Origin of the sequence: Bacteroides sp. AF39-11AC, assembly GCF_003474285.1 — a bacterium.
Classification (GTDB): Bacteria; Bacteroidota; Bacteroidia; order Bacteroidales; family Bacteroidaceae; genus Bacteroides.
In genome coordinates this window covers 728565-740893 of sequence record NZ_QROH01000003.1, presented here as the reverse complement: position 1 = coordinate 740893, position 12329 = coordinate 728565, and the positions used below count along the sequence as shown (strand labels likewise).

Genomic DNA, 12329 nt, shown 5'->3' with positions numbered 1-12329 from the left:
CCGTTTTTAGAGGAAAGCCTCCATATCGATTGATATGGGGGCTTTTTGTATTTGTATAATTCTAATTTTTTGCTTATATTTGCGCCGCACTATTTATTATTAATGTTTAAAGCAAAATTAGAGATGAAGACAAAGTTATTTTTGGCAGCTGTTGCAGTTGCATTTTCTTTCGCCGTGACTTCTTGTGGTAACAAAAAGGCTGCTAATACTGAAGTAGAAGCTACTGAAGTTGAAGTTGTAGAAGAAGTACAGGCATGTGATTCAACAAAAGCTTGCTGCAAGGCAGATTCTGCTGCTTGCGATAGCACAAAAGCTTGCTGCAAAGAGAAAAAAGAATGTGATAAAGCTTGCGACAAGAAGTAATTCTTATCACATAGGATCATATAAAAAAGGGGCATACGTTCAAGTATGTCCCTTTTTTGTTATACTTTATAGAGTTATTTGATAGCAAACTTATAAAATGATGTTTTTTTAGAGAAAAAAGTTACGAATTTATTTGTATGCTACGAAATTATCTATACCTTTGCACCGTCATAATAAAAACAAGAAGATAAAAATGATACAGAACTTTACATATATTCTACTGTGTGGTATTATTATTCTACTGGCAAGGTTTAGTGGAAGTGAGTGCTGTGCGTGAATATATGTAACGATTAGGATATTCGAAAGCCTTTCTCACTTCCAAGTGCGAAAGGCTTTTTTTAGTGGCAATAATTTATAAAAACTATAAGAAATGAGTGACAAGTTATTTATTTTCGACACAACGCTCCGCGATGGCGAGCAGGTCCCGGGATGCCAATTGAACACAGTGGAAAAGATTCAGGTAGCAAAGGCACTGGAACTGCTGGGCGTGGATGTTATTGAAGCCGGATTCCCGATCTCCAGTCCGGGAGATTTCAACTCTGTTATTGAAATATCCAAAGCAGTGACATGGCCTACTATTTGTGCATTAACCCGTGCGGTACAAAAAGATATAGATGTAGCTGCGGATGCTTTGAAGTTTGCCAAGCACAAACGTATTCATACAGGTATCGGTACATCGGATTCGCATATCAAGTATAAATTCAATTCCAATCGTGAGGAAATCATCGAGCGTGCAGTAGCTGCTGTGAAGTATGCCCGCCGTTATGTGGATGATGTGGAGTTCTATGCAGAAGATGCAGGTCGTACGGACAATGAATATCTGGCTCGTGTGGTGGAAGCTGTAATTAAGGCGGGTGCTACAGTAGTGAACATTCCGGATACGACCGGGTACTGTCTACCGGATGAATATGGAGCGAAGATCAAGTATTTGATGGAGCATGTGAGTGGTATTGAAAAAGCAATCCTTTCTACGCACTGTCATAATGACTTGGGAATGGCTACAGCAAATACGATGGCAGGTGTACTGAATGGTGCACGCCAGGTGGAGGTTACCATTAATGGTATCGGTGAACGCGCAGGTAATACTTCGCTTGAGGAAGTGGCTATGATTATCAAATGCCATAAAGATATCGACATTGAAACAAATATCAATACACAGAAGATTTATCCGACAAGCCGCATGGTGTCAAGTTTGATGAACATGCCGGTGCAGCCTAACAAGGCTATCGTAGGTCGCAATGCTTTTGCACACTCATCGGGTATCCATCAGGATGGTGTGTTGAAGAATGTGCAGACTTACGAAATCATCGACCCGCACGATGTGGGTATCGACGATAACTCTATCGTATTGACTGCCCGTAGCGGACGTGCCGCCTTGAAGAACCGTTTGCAGGTATTAGGCGTGGATCTTGAACAGGAACAACTGGACAAGGTATATGAAGCTTTCCTGAAATTGGCGGATAAGAAGAAAGATATTAATGATGATGACATTCTGGTGCTTGCCGGTGCAGACCGTACACAGAACCACCGCGTGAAACTGGAATATCTGCAAGTGACCAGTGGAGTAGGTGTACGTTCAGTTGCCAGTCTGGGACTGAATATCTCCGGTGAGAAGTTTGAAGCGGCTGCCAGTGGAAACGGTCCGGTAGATGCAGCGATAAAGGCTTTGAAGAAGATCATCGACCGCCATATGACACTGAAGGAATTTACTATCCAGGCTATCAGCAAAGGTAGTGACGATATGGGTAAGGTACACATGCAGGTGGAATATGACAATCATATCTATTATGGTTTCGGTGCGAATACGGATATTATTGCCGCATCGGTAGAAGCTTATATCGATTGTATCAATAAGTTCAAATCATAAGACTAACCTCAATTATAAATTGTAAAATCGTAATAAATCTGATGAATACATTATTTGATAAAATCTGGGATGCCCACGTGGTTCAGCAGGTGGAAGATGGTCCCACACAGTTATATATAGATCGCCTTTATTGCCATGAAGTAACCAGTCCGCAGGCTTTTGCGGGAATGCGTGCACGCGGCATCCGATGTTTCCGTCCGGAAAAGATTGTTTGTATGCCCGACCATAACACGCCGACGCACGATCAGGACAAACCGATTGAAGATCCGATTTCTAAAACACAGGTGGATACACTGGCCAAGAATGCGGAAGATTTCGGATTGACGCATTTCGGTATGCTGCATAAAAAGAATGGTATCATTCATGTGGTAGGCCCGGAAAGAGGGTTGACCTTGCCGGGAATGACGATTGTGTGTGGTGACTCGCATACATCAACGCACGGTGCGATGGGAGCAGTGGCTTTCGGTATCGGTACAAGTGAGGTGGAGATGGTAATGGCTTCACAATGTATCTTGCAGACACGCCCGAAGACAATGCGCATCACAGTGGACGGAAAACTGGGTAAAGGTGTGACGGCAAAAGATATTGCGCTCTATATGATGTCTAAAATGACAACGAGCGGTGCAACCGGTTATTTTGTGGAATATGCCGGAGAAGCAGTTCGCAGCCTGACCATGGAAGGACGCCTGACGCTGTGCAACCTGAGTATAGAAATGGGTGCACGTGGTGGTATGGTGGCACCGGATGAAGTGACATTCGAATACATCAAAGGTCGTGAATATGCTCCGGCAGGTGAGGAATGGGAAAAGGCGTTGGCATATTGGAAGACGCTGAAGAGCGACGAGAATGCTACGTTTGATAAAGAAGTGCATTTTGATGCGGCAGATATCGAACCGATGATTACATACGGAACAAATCCGGGTATGGGTATGGGTATCACGCAACACATTCCCACGACTGACGGAATGGGAGAGGCTGCAAAAACTTCATTCCTGAAATCAATGGATTATATGGGCTTCCAACCCGGTGAGGGAGTATTGGGTAAGAAGATTGATTATGTATTTTTGGGTGCTTGTACGAATGGACGTATTGAAGATTTCCGTGCTTTCGCCTCGTTAGTGAAAGGCCATAAGAAGGCGGAGCATGTGGTTGCCTGGTTGGTACCCGGTTCATGGATGGTAGATGAACAGATTCGTGAAGAAGGTCTGGATAAGGTATTGGAGGAAGCAGGTTTTGCTATCCGCCAGCCGGGATGTTCGGCTTGTCTGGCAATGAATGATGATAAGGTGCCTGCCGGAATGTATGCGGTTTCTACAAGTAACCGTAACTTTGAAGGTCGTCAGGGACCGGGGTCGCGTACGTTGCTTGCCAGTCCGCTGGTAGCGGCTGCGGCAGCAGTAACGGGAGTGATTACGGACCCGAGAGAACTGATGTAATTTCAGTCCTCTTGGCAGAAGTCATTAATAATAAGTATTTCAAAATCAAAGATAAGAAACAATGAAACAGAAATTCAATATCATCACCAGTACTTGTGTGCCTCTCCCGTTGGAGAATGTAGATACAGACCAGATCATTCCTGCACGTTTTTTGAAAGCTACGACCAAAGAAGGTTTCGGAGAGAATCTGTTCCGCGACTGGCGGTATGACAAGCAAGGAAACAAAATCGACTCTTTCGTTCTGAATGATCCGACCTATAGCGGACAGGTGCTTGTAGCCGGAAAGAACTTCGGTTCGGGCAGTAGCCGCGAGCATGCAGCATGGGCCATTGCAGATTATGGTTTCCGCGTGGTAGTCAGTAGTTTCTTTGCTGATATTCACAAGAATAATGAACTGAATAATTTCGTATTGCCTGTGGTGGTGAGCGAACCGTTCCTGAAAGAATTGTTTGATTCCATTGCCGCCGATCCGAAAACGGAGGTAGTGGTGAACCTGCCGGAACAGACAATCACCAACAAGGCAACAGGCAAAAGTGAGACTTTCGAAATCAATGCTTACAAGAAACATTGCCTGATGAATGGCCTGGATGACATCGATTTCCTGGTAGAGAATAAAGATAAAATAGAAGCTTGGGAAAATAAAAAATGAAGTATAAACAGCCCCAAATAGAAATCATGGACACCACGCTCCGCGACGGTGAGCAAACCAGCGGTGTGTCGTTCGTCCCCCATGAAAAGCTGATGATAGCCCGTCTGCTACTGGAAGAACTGAAAGTAGACAGGGTGGAAGTAGCTTCGGCACGGGTTTCGGACGGTGAGTTCGATGCTGTCAAGATGATATGTGACTGGGCGGCACGGCGTAATTTATTGCCTCGGGTGGAGGTGTTGGGTTTCGTAGACGGGCATACGTCGGTAGACTGGATACACGCTACCGGTTGCCGCGTCATTAATCTTCTGTGCAAAGGTTCGTTGAAGCATTGCACATGTCAGTTGAGAAAGACCCCTGAAGAACATATCGAAGATATTATTGGCGTAGTGAATTATGCCAATGAACAGGATATGGAGGTGAACATTTACCTGGAAGACTGGAGCAACGGGATGAAAGATTCTCCGGAGTACGTCTTCCAGATGGTGGATGCACTGATGCACACGAATATCAAGCGGTATATGTTGCCTGATACGCTGGGTGTGCTGAATCCCTTGCAGGTCATCGAATATATGCGGAAGATGGTGAAACGTTATCCGCATGCTCACTTCGATTTCCATCCGCATAATGACTACGACCTGGCAGTGAGCAATGTGTTGGCTGCTGTTCTGAGTGGTGCGAAGGGACTCCATACCACGATCAACGGCCTGGGCGAACGTGCCGGTAATGCACCGTTGTCCAGTGTGCAGGCCATTCTGAAAGATCATTTCAATGCTATCACTAACATTGACGAAGGTCGTCTGAATGAAGTCAGCCGGGTAGTTGAATCCTATTCCGGTATTGCTATTCCCGCCAATAAACCGATTGTTGGTGAAAATGTGTTCACGCAGGTAGCGGGAGTACATGCCGATGGAGACAATAAGAGTAACCTTTATTGCAACGACCTGTTACCCGAGCGTTTCGGACGTAAGCGGGAGTATGCACTGGGTAAGAACAGTGGTAAGGCGAACATCCGTAAGAATCTGGAAGATCTGGGACTGACGTTGGATGAGGATTCTATGCGTAAGGTGACGGAAAGGATTATCGAGTTGGGCGACAAGAAAGAACTGGTTACCCAGGAAGATTTGCCTTATATCGTTTCGGACGTACTGAAGCACGGAGTGATGAACGAGAAAGTGAAACTGAAGACATACATCGTGAACCTTGCTTACGGTCTGAAGCCGATGGCTACGCTGAAGATTGAAATCAACGGACAGGAATATGAGGAAAGTTCCAGCGGTGACGGTCAGTATGATGCTTTTGTGCGTGCCTTGCGTAAGATTTATAAAGTGACATTGGGACGTAAATTTCCCATGCTGACGAACTATGCCGTAACCATCCCTCCCGGCGGGCGTACCGATGCTTTTGTGCAGACAGTTATTACCTGGAGTTACGACGGCACGGTGTTCCGTACACGCGGGCTGGATGCCGACCAGACGGAGGCGGCGATTAAGGCGACAATGAAGATGCTGAATATCATTGAGGAAGACTATGAACAAAAAGAAGCCGAATGATGAACTCTGTTGAGAAAAAGAAATCATTTTTTGATAATTACCCCAAGGTATGCTATACACTGTATGCGGTTCTGTTATTCGCTCTAAACCTCTTCCTGCGTTGGCGGGACGGGGAGTTGGGTGTGGACGAGTGGTTTATCTCTGCCCTCAATACCCTTATTCTGACAGCTGGTTTTGTGTGGGGCGACCGTTATCGTCGCAAGAATTTTGCGAATCAAAAGAAAATAAACGAATACTTAAAAAATAAAGAAAACAATGGATTTTAAAATTGCAGTATTAGCCGGTGACGGCATTGGCCCGGAGATTTCCACCGTAGGTGTGGACGTAATGACCGCCGTATGTGAGAAGTTTGGACATAAAGTAAACTATGAATATGCTATCTGCGGTGCAGATGCTATCGACAAAGTGGGTGATCCGTTTCCCGAAGCTACTTATGAAGTTTGTAAAAACGCAGATGCAGTTTTGTTCTCGGCTGTAGGCGATCCGAAATTCGACAATGATCCTACTGCCAAAGTACGTCCCGAACAAGGACTGCTGGCTATGCGTAAGAAACTGGGATTGTTTGCCAATATCCGTCCGGTACAAACTTTCAAATGTCTGCTCCATAAATCACCGCTTCGTGCCGAACTGGTGGATGGCGCAGATTTTCTTTGTATCCGCGAACTGACCGGCGGTATGTATTTCGGCGAGAAGTATCAGGACAACGACAAAGCGTATGATACCAATATGTACACTCGTCCGGAGATTGAGCGTATCCTGAAAGTTGGTTTCGAGTATGCCATGAAACGCAATAAGCACCTCACGGTGGTAGATAAAGCCAATGTGCTTGCATCTTCACGCCTGTGGAGACAGATTGCCCAGGAAATGGCACCGCAATATCCCGAAGTGACTACGGACTATATGTTTGTGGACAATGCAGCCATGAAGATGATTCAAGAGCCTAAATTCTTTGATGTAATGGTTACCGAGAATACGTTCGGTGATATTCTTACGGATGAAGGTTCTGTAATCAGCGGCTCTATGGGCTTGCTTCCTTCGGCTTCTACAGGCGAAAGCACTCCTGTATTCGAACCTATCCACGGTTCATGGCCACAGGCCAAAGGTTTGAATATCGCTAATCCGCTGGCACAAATCCTTTCGGTTGCCATGTTATTCGAATATTTCAATTTGCTGGAAGAAGGCGCATTGATTCGCAAAGCCGTAGATGCTTCTTTGGATGCTAATGTCCGCACACCGGAAATTCAGGTGGAAGGTGGTGCGAAGTATGGTACCAAGGAAGTAGGAGCATGGGTGGTAGATTATATCAAACGTAGCTAATCTTCGGCAAATACGGCTTCACAATGTTCACCCGGAACTTCAAACTCCAGGGTGGCATGGCCGATGCCGAAATCTTCAAGCCGGTGGCGGATGAGGTGTTTCACCTCTTGCATGTCTTCCGCTTGCTTTAAAACAATATGGGCTGTCAGTGCATTCTCTGTGGTGCTGATGGCCCATATATGTATATGGTGAACGTCATCGATGCCGGGAAGGGCACGGATGGACTCTACTACTTGCTGACTGTTGATACTTGTGGGCACGCCATCCAGCGTCAGGCGAAGACTGTCATGCAGTAAATTCCACGTAGAGATGAGGATGACAACAGCCACAATCAGACCGATAATCGGGTCGATAATATACCAGCCGGTCCGGCTGATGACGATACCTGCCACTAATACTCCCACTGATACCAAAGCATCTGCCGCCATGTGCAGATAAGCCCCTTTTACGTTCAGGTCTTTTTCCTTATCTTTCATAAAGAGGAAAGCGGTGAATGCATTGATAAGTACACCCACACCCGCTACCCAGGCAATGGCTCCGCCGGGAACGACTGCCGGATTACTCAGCTTATGAATACTTTCGATGACAATGGCGCCTACGGCTACCAGCAAAATGACCGCATTGAGCAGGGATACCAGGATCGTACTTTTCTTATAACCATACGTATAGCGTTCATTGGCTTTGACTTTGGCAAGGCGGAAAGCCAGCAATGCCAGCACGAGACTGACTACATCACTCAGATTGTGTCCGGCGTCGGAAAGCAGTGCGAGGGAATCGAACCAGAAACCGGCGGCGAACTCTATGACAACAAAGGCTAAATTGAGAACAATGCCTATGATAAATGCCTTGTTCAGCGACTCTGCGTTGATGGTATGGCTCTGCTGATGTGAATGTTCGTGTGACATATATTTAATAAGGTGTAAGAGTGATACAGATTTTATTATGCAAATTTACGTGATAGAAATGTAACACTTGAACGGTGAAATAGTTTTTTATCTATCTTTGCTTAAAAACGAAGATAAGGTGCACCTTTGCATAAAAAATGAACGAGTTCATTTTATTCTGCTTTCGGTTTGCATTATCTTTGTACGAAGATACCTGCAAATGGGAATGTTTAATAATTAGATTGTTATGGCAAAAATAGCAAAGAATCTGACGGAACTTATCGGTTGTACCCCGCTTATGGAATTAGCGGAATACAGCCGCAAATATGGACTGAAACAGAATATTATCGCAAAGTTGGAAGCGTTCAATCCGGCCGGGAGTGTGAAGGATCGTGTGGCGCTTGCCATGATTGAAGATGCAGAAGCACGCGGAGCACTGAAGCCCGGTGCTACGATTATAGAGCCTACCAGTGGAAATACCGGTGTGGGACTGGCGATGGTTGCTACGATCAAAGGATATCACCTGATGCTCACAATGCCCGAAACCATGAGTATAGAACGCCGCAACCTGTTGAAAGCACTGGGAGCTGAAATTGTACTGACAGATGGACTGGCGGGTATGGCGGGTTCCATTGCAAAGGCGCAGGAGTTGAGGGCGGCAATTCCCGGTTCGGTTATCCTCCAACAATTTGAAAACCCTTCTAACGCACAGATTCATACGCTCACTACAGGTGAAGAAATCTGGACGGATACAGACGGAAAAGTGGATGTCTTTGTTGCCGGAGTGGGAACAGGCGGAACCATCTGCGGAGTGGCACGTGCCTTGAAAAAACATAATCCGGATGTGTATATTGTTGCTGTAGAACCGGAATCTTCTCCTGTTCTGGGAGGCGGAGTGGCAGGGTCGCATCGTATTCAGGGAATCGGAGCCAATTTTGTTCCTGCTATTTATGATGCTTCTGTTGTAGATGAAGTGCTTCCTGTGCCCGATGATGAAGCAATTCGTGGCGGACGCGAGTTGGCGTCTACCGAAGGACTGCTGGCGGGCATATCTTCCGGTGCGGCTGTGTATGCGGCACGTTTGCTGGCGCAACGTCCGGAGTTTGCGGATAAAAGGATTGTAGCCCTTCTGCCTGATACGGGAGAACGTTATCTGTCGACAGAGCTGTTTGCGTTCGAAACTTATCCGCTGGATTAGTAATTCTTATTAAATAATTCGTTTCGTATTTGGGAACAAAGTGTTTCTCCGTGTGGAACTAACAGTTTCAAGCGATGAAACAAACAGTTTCTCGGTGTGAAACAAACAGTTTCAAGCAATGAAACAAACAGTTTCAAGTAATGAAACAAACGGTTCCTTACTTTGAAACATAACCTTTAAATAAATTGAATATGAAGAAGTCTATTCTTTCTTTCCTTATATATATAATAGGTGTATCTCCTGTGTTTGCCCAAACCTACCAGGAGCTTTCGGAGCGTGCCATTGCTTGTACGGAACAAGATAGCCTGACGCAAGCAGAAGATTATATCCGCCGGGCTTTGAAACTGGAACCTGCCAATCCGCATAATGCCTTATTGTTCTCTAACCTCGGTACTATCCAGCGTCGGCAACGGGATTATGATCAGGCTTTGGAGTCGTACACATATGCTTTGAACATTGCACCACGGGCTGTTCCCATTCTTTTGAATCGCGCTGCCCTGAATCTTGAGATGGGACGGAATGAGCAGGCGCGTGTAGACTATTCTTTAGTGTTGGATATGGAAAAGGATAACCGGGAAGCACTCCTGATGCGTGCCTATATTTATGTGACACAGCGTGATCTCAAGTTTGCCCGGGCAGATTATGAACGGTTGCTGAAGCTCGATCCTCAGAATTATAATGCCCGTTTAGGACTCGCTACCCTGGAACAAAAAGATGGGAACTTACAGAAAGCCTTGGAGATATTGAATAAAATGCTGGTAGAAGATCCGCAAGATGCAGCCTTATACGTAGCGCGTGCGGGAATAGAACAAGATATGCAGCATGTTGATCTGGCAATGATTGATCTGGAAGAAGCTCTGAAACTGAATCCTTCGCAGACAGAGGCTTATCTGATGCGCGGACAGATCTATCTGTCCCAGAAGAAGAAAAGTCTGGCAAAGCAGGATTTTGAGAAAGCAATGTCTCTTGGAGTGCCACAGGCGGATCTCAGGGGATTGTTACAGCAATGCAAGTAATGATTAGGGGTTAGTGATAAATGATTAATGCCATGCGGTATAACAGCGCAGCTTACTAATCACTTATCACTAACCCCTAATCACTATTAAACGTATTTCCTGATTAACTCGACAAAATCCTTCCCGTATTTCTTCTTTTTATATTCGCCGATTCCGCTGATATTGCCGAATGCTTCCATGGTAGTGGGGCGGGCGGTACTGAGTAAATGTAAAACTTTGTCGGATAGTACAATATAAGCCGGTAACGCTTCCTGATCTGCGAGCCGTTTCCGTAATGCACGCAGGGCTTCGAAAAGTTCTTCACTTTCCGTGTTCGGTAACCCCAATGGTAGTTCTCTGACCGGAATGGTCGATTTTTTCTTTCTTCCTTTGGCGGGTGCGGACTCTTCACGCCGGATTACCGCCAATCGTGCTTGTGCCCGTCCGAAGAGAACATCACTACCGCTGCTTGTTATTTTCAGATGGTTGTTCTCGTTGTATGCTATTTCAAAATAACCCAGTTGTAGCATTTGCAACAAGTAGTCCTGCCAGTCACGGGCAGGAACTTCACGTCCGGCACCGAACGTTTTCAGTTGCTGATACCCTTTCTCCGATATATCCGGAGTATTATTTCCGCGTAAGATATCTACAAGAATACTCGTGCCGATCTGCTGTTCTGTACGGACAATAGCGCTTAAAGCTTTTTGAACAATAACAGTTCCGTCGAAACGCTGGGGCGGATTCTTACATACATCGCAGTTTCCACAATCCTCTGTAGTGGTCTCTCCGAAATAACTCAACAGGATGCGACGCCGGCAAACATCAGCTTCAGCATATTGTTGCATACGTTGTAACTTCTCCAGGTTGATACCTTGTTGCCCGCTTTCCATCGCAAACTTGGTTAATAGAATAAGGTCAGCCAAAGAATAAAATAAGAGAGTATCACTTGGCAATCCATCTCGTCCGGCACGTCCGATCTCCTGGTAAAAACTCTCTATACTCTTAGGCAAATTGTAATGGATGACCCAGCGCACATTACTTTTATCGATTCCCATACCGAAAGCAATCGTGGCACAAACTATTTGTACACGGTCGTTGATGAAATCGTCCTGTGCTTCATCTCTCCGTGCGGAAGATAATCCGGCATGATAAACAGCTGCACGTAACCCTTGCTTTTGCAGCATTTGTGCCACTGTCTCCGTTTTGCTGCGACTCATGCAATAGATGATGCCGCTTTCACCGGGATGGCGACCGATGAAATCCAAGATGGCTTTACTTTTTTCTTTCTGCTGGTACCCCCGTTTTACGGTAAGGCTCAGGTTGGGACGGTCGAAAGAAGAGATGAAAACCTTTGGCTGGTTGAGGTGTAACTGCCGTACAATATCTTCACGTGTAATTTTATCTGCTGTAGCTGTAAGGGCTATGACCGGAATGTTGGGAAACATCTCGCGTATGAATCCCATTTGTGCATATTCCGGACGGAAATCATGTCCCCATTGGGAAATGCAATGCGCTTCATCGATGGCAAATAATGAGATGTGCATATCTCTTAAAAGATAGTTGGCTTCTGCTATTAATTTCTCAGGCGAAATGTAGAGTAATTTCAGCTTCCCTTCCATACAAGCACGGCGTAGGGCAGCATTTTCGGTCTCGTCGTTGTTGCTGTTCAGGGCACCCGCGGCTACACCGTTGGCGCAAAGTGACTCCACCTGATCTTTCATCAGGGAGATTAAAGGGGAAACCACTACGGCGGTTCCTTCGCATAACAGAGCCGGAAGCTGGTAACAAATGGACTTTCCACCTCCGGTAGGCATCAATACCAGGGAATCTCTTCCGTCCAGTAGTGTGCGGATAATCTCTTCCTGTAAAGGGCGGAAACTATCGTAACCAAAATATCGTTTAAGCGTCTGTATCATTTCGCTGATAAAGTTTTATCCTGCAAAGGTACATTAATTATTGTATATGAAACAAGCTGATAAACGTATTCATTTTATATCATAACCTCTTTTGCTAAAGTTAAAGTTTCTTATTAAATCGGCTCAAATGCTACTTTTCAACCTTTTTCGTTGT

At 45.5% G+C, this 12329-nt stretch carries 11 protein-coding genes; 9 read left to right on the top strand and 2 right to left on the bottom strand.

Annotated features, from left to right (window positions below):
* Positions 1-123: 123 nt before the first annotated feature.
* The 7 genes from DW036_RS08620 (at position 124) to leuB (ending at position 7182) form a co-directional block, all read left to right on the top strand.
* Complete coding sequence (locus DW036_RS08620) at positions 124-363, top strand: hypothetical protein (RefSeq protein ID WP_022208084.1); 240 nt, start codon at positions 124-126, stop codon at positions 361-363.
* Between the two features lie 370 nt (positions 364-733).
* Entirely contained in the window at positions 734-2230 is a 1497-nt protein-coding gene (locus DW036_RS08615; RefSeq protein WP_118463075.1) for a 2-isopropylmalate synthase, read from the top strand.
* 41 nt (positions 2231-2271) lie between these two features.
* Positions 2272-3666: a 3-isopropylmalate dehydratase large subunit gene (gene leuC / locus DW036_RS08610; protein WP_118463072.1), complete on the top strand. Its 1395-nt coding sequence runs from the start codon at positions 2272-2274 to the stop codon at positions 3664-3666.
* Positions 3667-3727: 61 nt separating this feature from the next.
* Complete coding sequence (gene leuD / locus DW036_RS08605; RefSeq protein WP_007217260.1) at positions 3728-4315, top strand: 3-isopropylmalate dehydratase small subunit; 588 nt, start codon at positions 3728-3730, stop codon at positions 4313-4315.
* Entirely contained in the window at positions 4312-5865 is a 1554-nt protein-coding gene (locus DW036_RS08600; RefSeq protein ID WP_118463069.1) for an alpha-isopropylmalate synthase regulatory domain-containing protein, read from the top strand. The genes leuD and DW036_RS08600 overlap by 4 nt, the downstream gene beginning before the upstream one ends.
* Positions 5862-6131 (top strand): hypothetical protein, encoded by a 270-nt coding sequence (locus tag DW036_RS08595; RefSeq protein WP_233560356.1) that lies wholly within the window; start codon positions 5862-5864, stop codon positions 6129-6131. Before DW036_RS08600 ends, DW036_RS08595 begins: the two co-directional genes overlap by 4 nt.
* Positions 6121-7182: a 3-isopropylmalate dehydrogenase gene (leuB, locus tag DW036_RS08590; RefSeq protein WP_118463066.1), complete on the top strand. Its 1062-nt coding sequence runs from the start codon at positions 6121-6123 to the stop codon at positions 7180-7182. Before DW036_RS08595 ends, leuB begins: the two co-directional genes overlap by 11 nt.
* Here the strand turns inward: leuB and DW036_RS08585 are convergent.
* Positions 7179-8087: a cation diffusion facilitator family transporter gene (locus tag DW036_RS08585; protein ID WP_118463063.1), complete on the bottom strand. Its 909-nt coding sequence runs from the start codon at positions 8085-8087 to the stop codon at positions 7179-7181. The genes leuB and DW036_RS08585 overlap by 4 nt on opposite strands.
* A 226-nt stretch (positions 8088-8313) precedes the next feature.
* Between DW036_RS08585 and cysK the strand changes: the two genes are divergently transcribed.
* Together cysK and DW036_RS08575 are read left to right on the top strand one after the other, a co-directional pair.
* Positions 8314-9264, top strand: a complete 951-nt coding sequence (gene cysK, locus DW036_RS08580) for a cysteine synthase A (RefSeq protein ID WP_118463060.1) — start codon at positions 8314-8316, stop codon at positions 9262-9264.
* 191 nt (positions 9265-9455) lie between these two features.
* The gene (locus DW036_RS08575; protein ID WP_118463057.1) at positions 9456-10280 is read left to right on the top strand and encodes a lipopolysaccharide assembly protein LapB; all 825 of its coding nucleotides are present in this window, start codon (positions 9456-9458) and stop codon (positions 10278-10280) included.
* An 86-nt stretch (positions 10281-10366) separates the two neighbouring features.
* On the opposite strand, the gene recQ is transcribed toward DW036_RS08575, so the two are convergent.
* On the bottom strand, positions 10367-12175 hold the full coding sequence (gene recQ, locus DW036_RS08570; protein WP_118463054.1) for a DNA helicase RecQ: 1809 nt from the start codon (positions 12173-12175) through the stop codon (positions 10367-10369).
* Positions 12176-12329 lie beyond the last annotated feature (154 nt).

Excerpts from the sequence above, each read along its gene's own strand:
- DW036_RS08600 (WP_118463069.1), top strand. The coding sequence starts at position 4,312 with ATGAAGTATAAACAGCCCCAAATAGAAATCATGGACACCACGCTCCGC.
- DW036_RS08615 (WP_118463075.1), top strand. The coding sequence starts at position 734 with ATGAGTGACAAGTTATTTATTTTCGACACAACGCTCCGCGATGGCGAG.
- cysK (WP_118463060.1), top strand. The coding sequence starts at position 8,314 with ATGGCAAAAATAGCAAAGAATCTGACGGAACTTATCGGTTGTACCCCG.
- DW036_RS08620 (WP_022208084.1), top strand. The coding sequence starts at position 124 with ATGAAGACAAAGTTATTTTTGGCAGCTGTTGCAGTTGCATTTTCTTTC.
- recQ (WP_118463054.1), bottom strand. The coding sequence starts at position 12,175 with ATGATACAGACGCTTAAACGATATTTTGGTTACGATAGTTTCCGCCCT.
- DW036_RS08585 (WP_118463063.1), bottom strand. The coding sequence starts at position 8,087 with ATGTCACACGAACATTCACATCAGCAGAGCCATACCATCAACGCAGAG.
- leuC (WP_118463072.1), top strand. The coding sequence starts at position 2,272 with ATGAATACATTATTTGATAAAATCTGGGATGCCCACGTGGTTCAGCAG.
- leuD (WP_007217260.1), top strand. The coding sequence starts at position 3,728 with ATGAAACAGAAATTCAATATCATCACCAGTACTTGTGTGCCTCTCCCG.
- DW036_RS08575 (WP_118463057.1), top strand. The coding sequence starts at position 9,456 with ATGAAGAAGTCTATTCTTTCTTTCCTTATATATATAATAGGTGTATCT.
- DW036_RS08595 (WP_233560356.1), top strand. The coding sequence starts at position 5,862 with ATGATGAACTCTGTTGAGAAAAAGAAATCATTTTTTGATAATTACCCC.
- leuB (WP_118463066.1), top strand. The coding sequence starts at position 6,121 with ATGGATTTTAAAATTGCAGTATTAGCCGGTGACGGCATTGGCCCGGAG.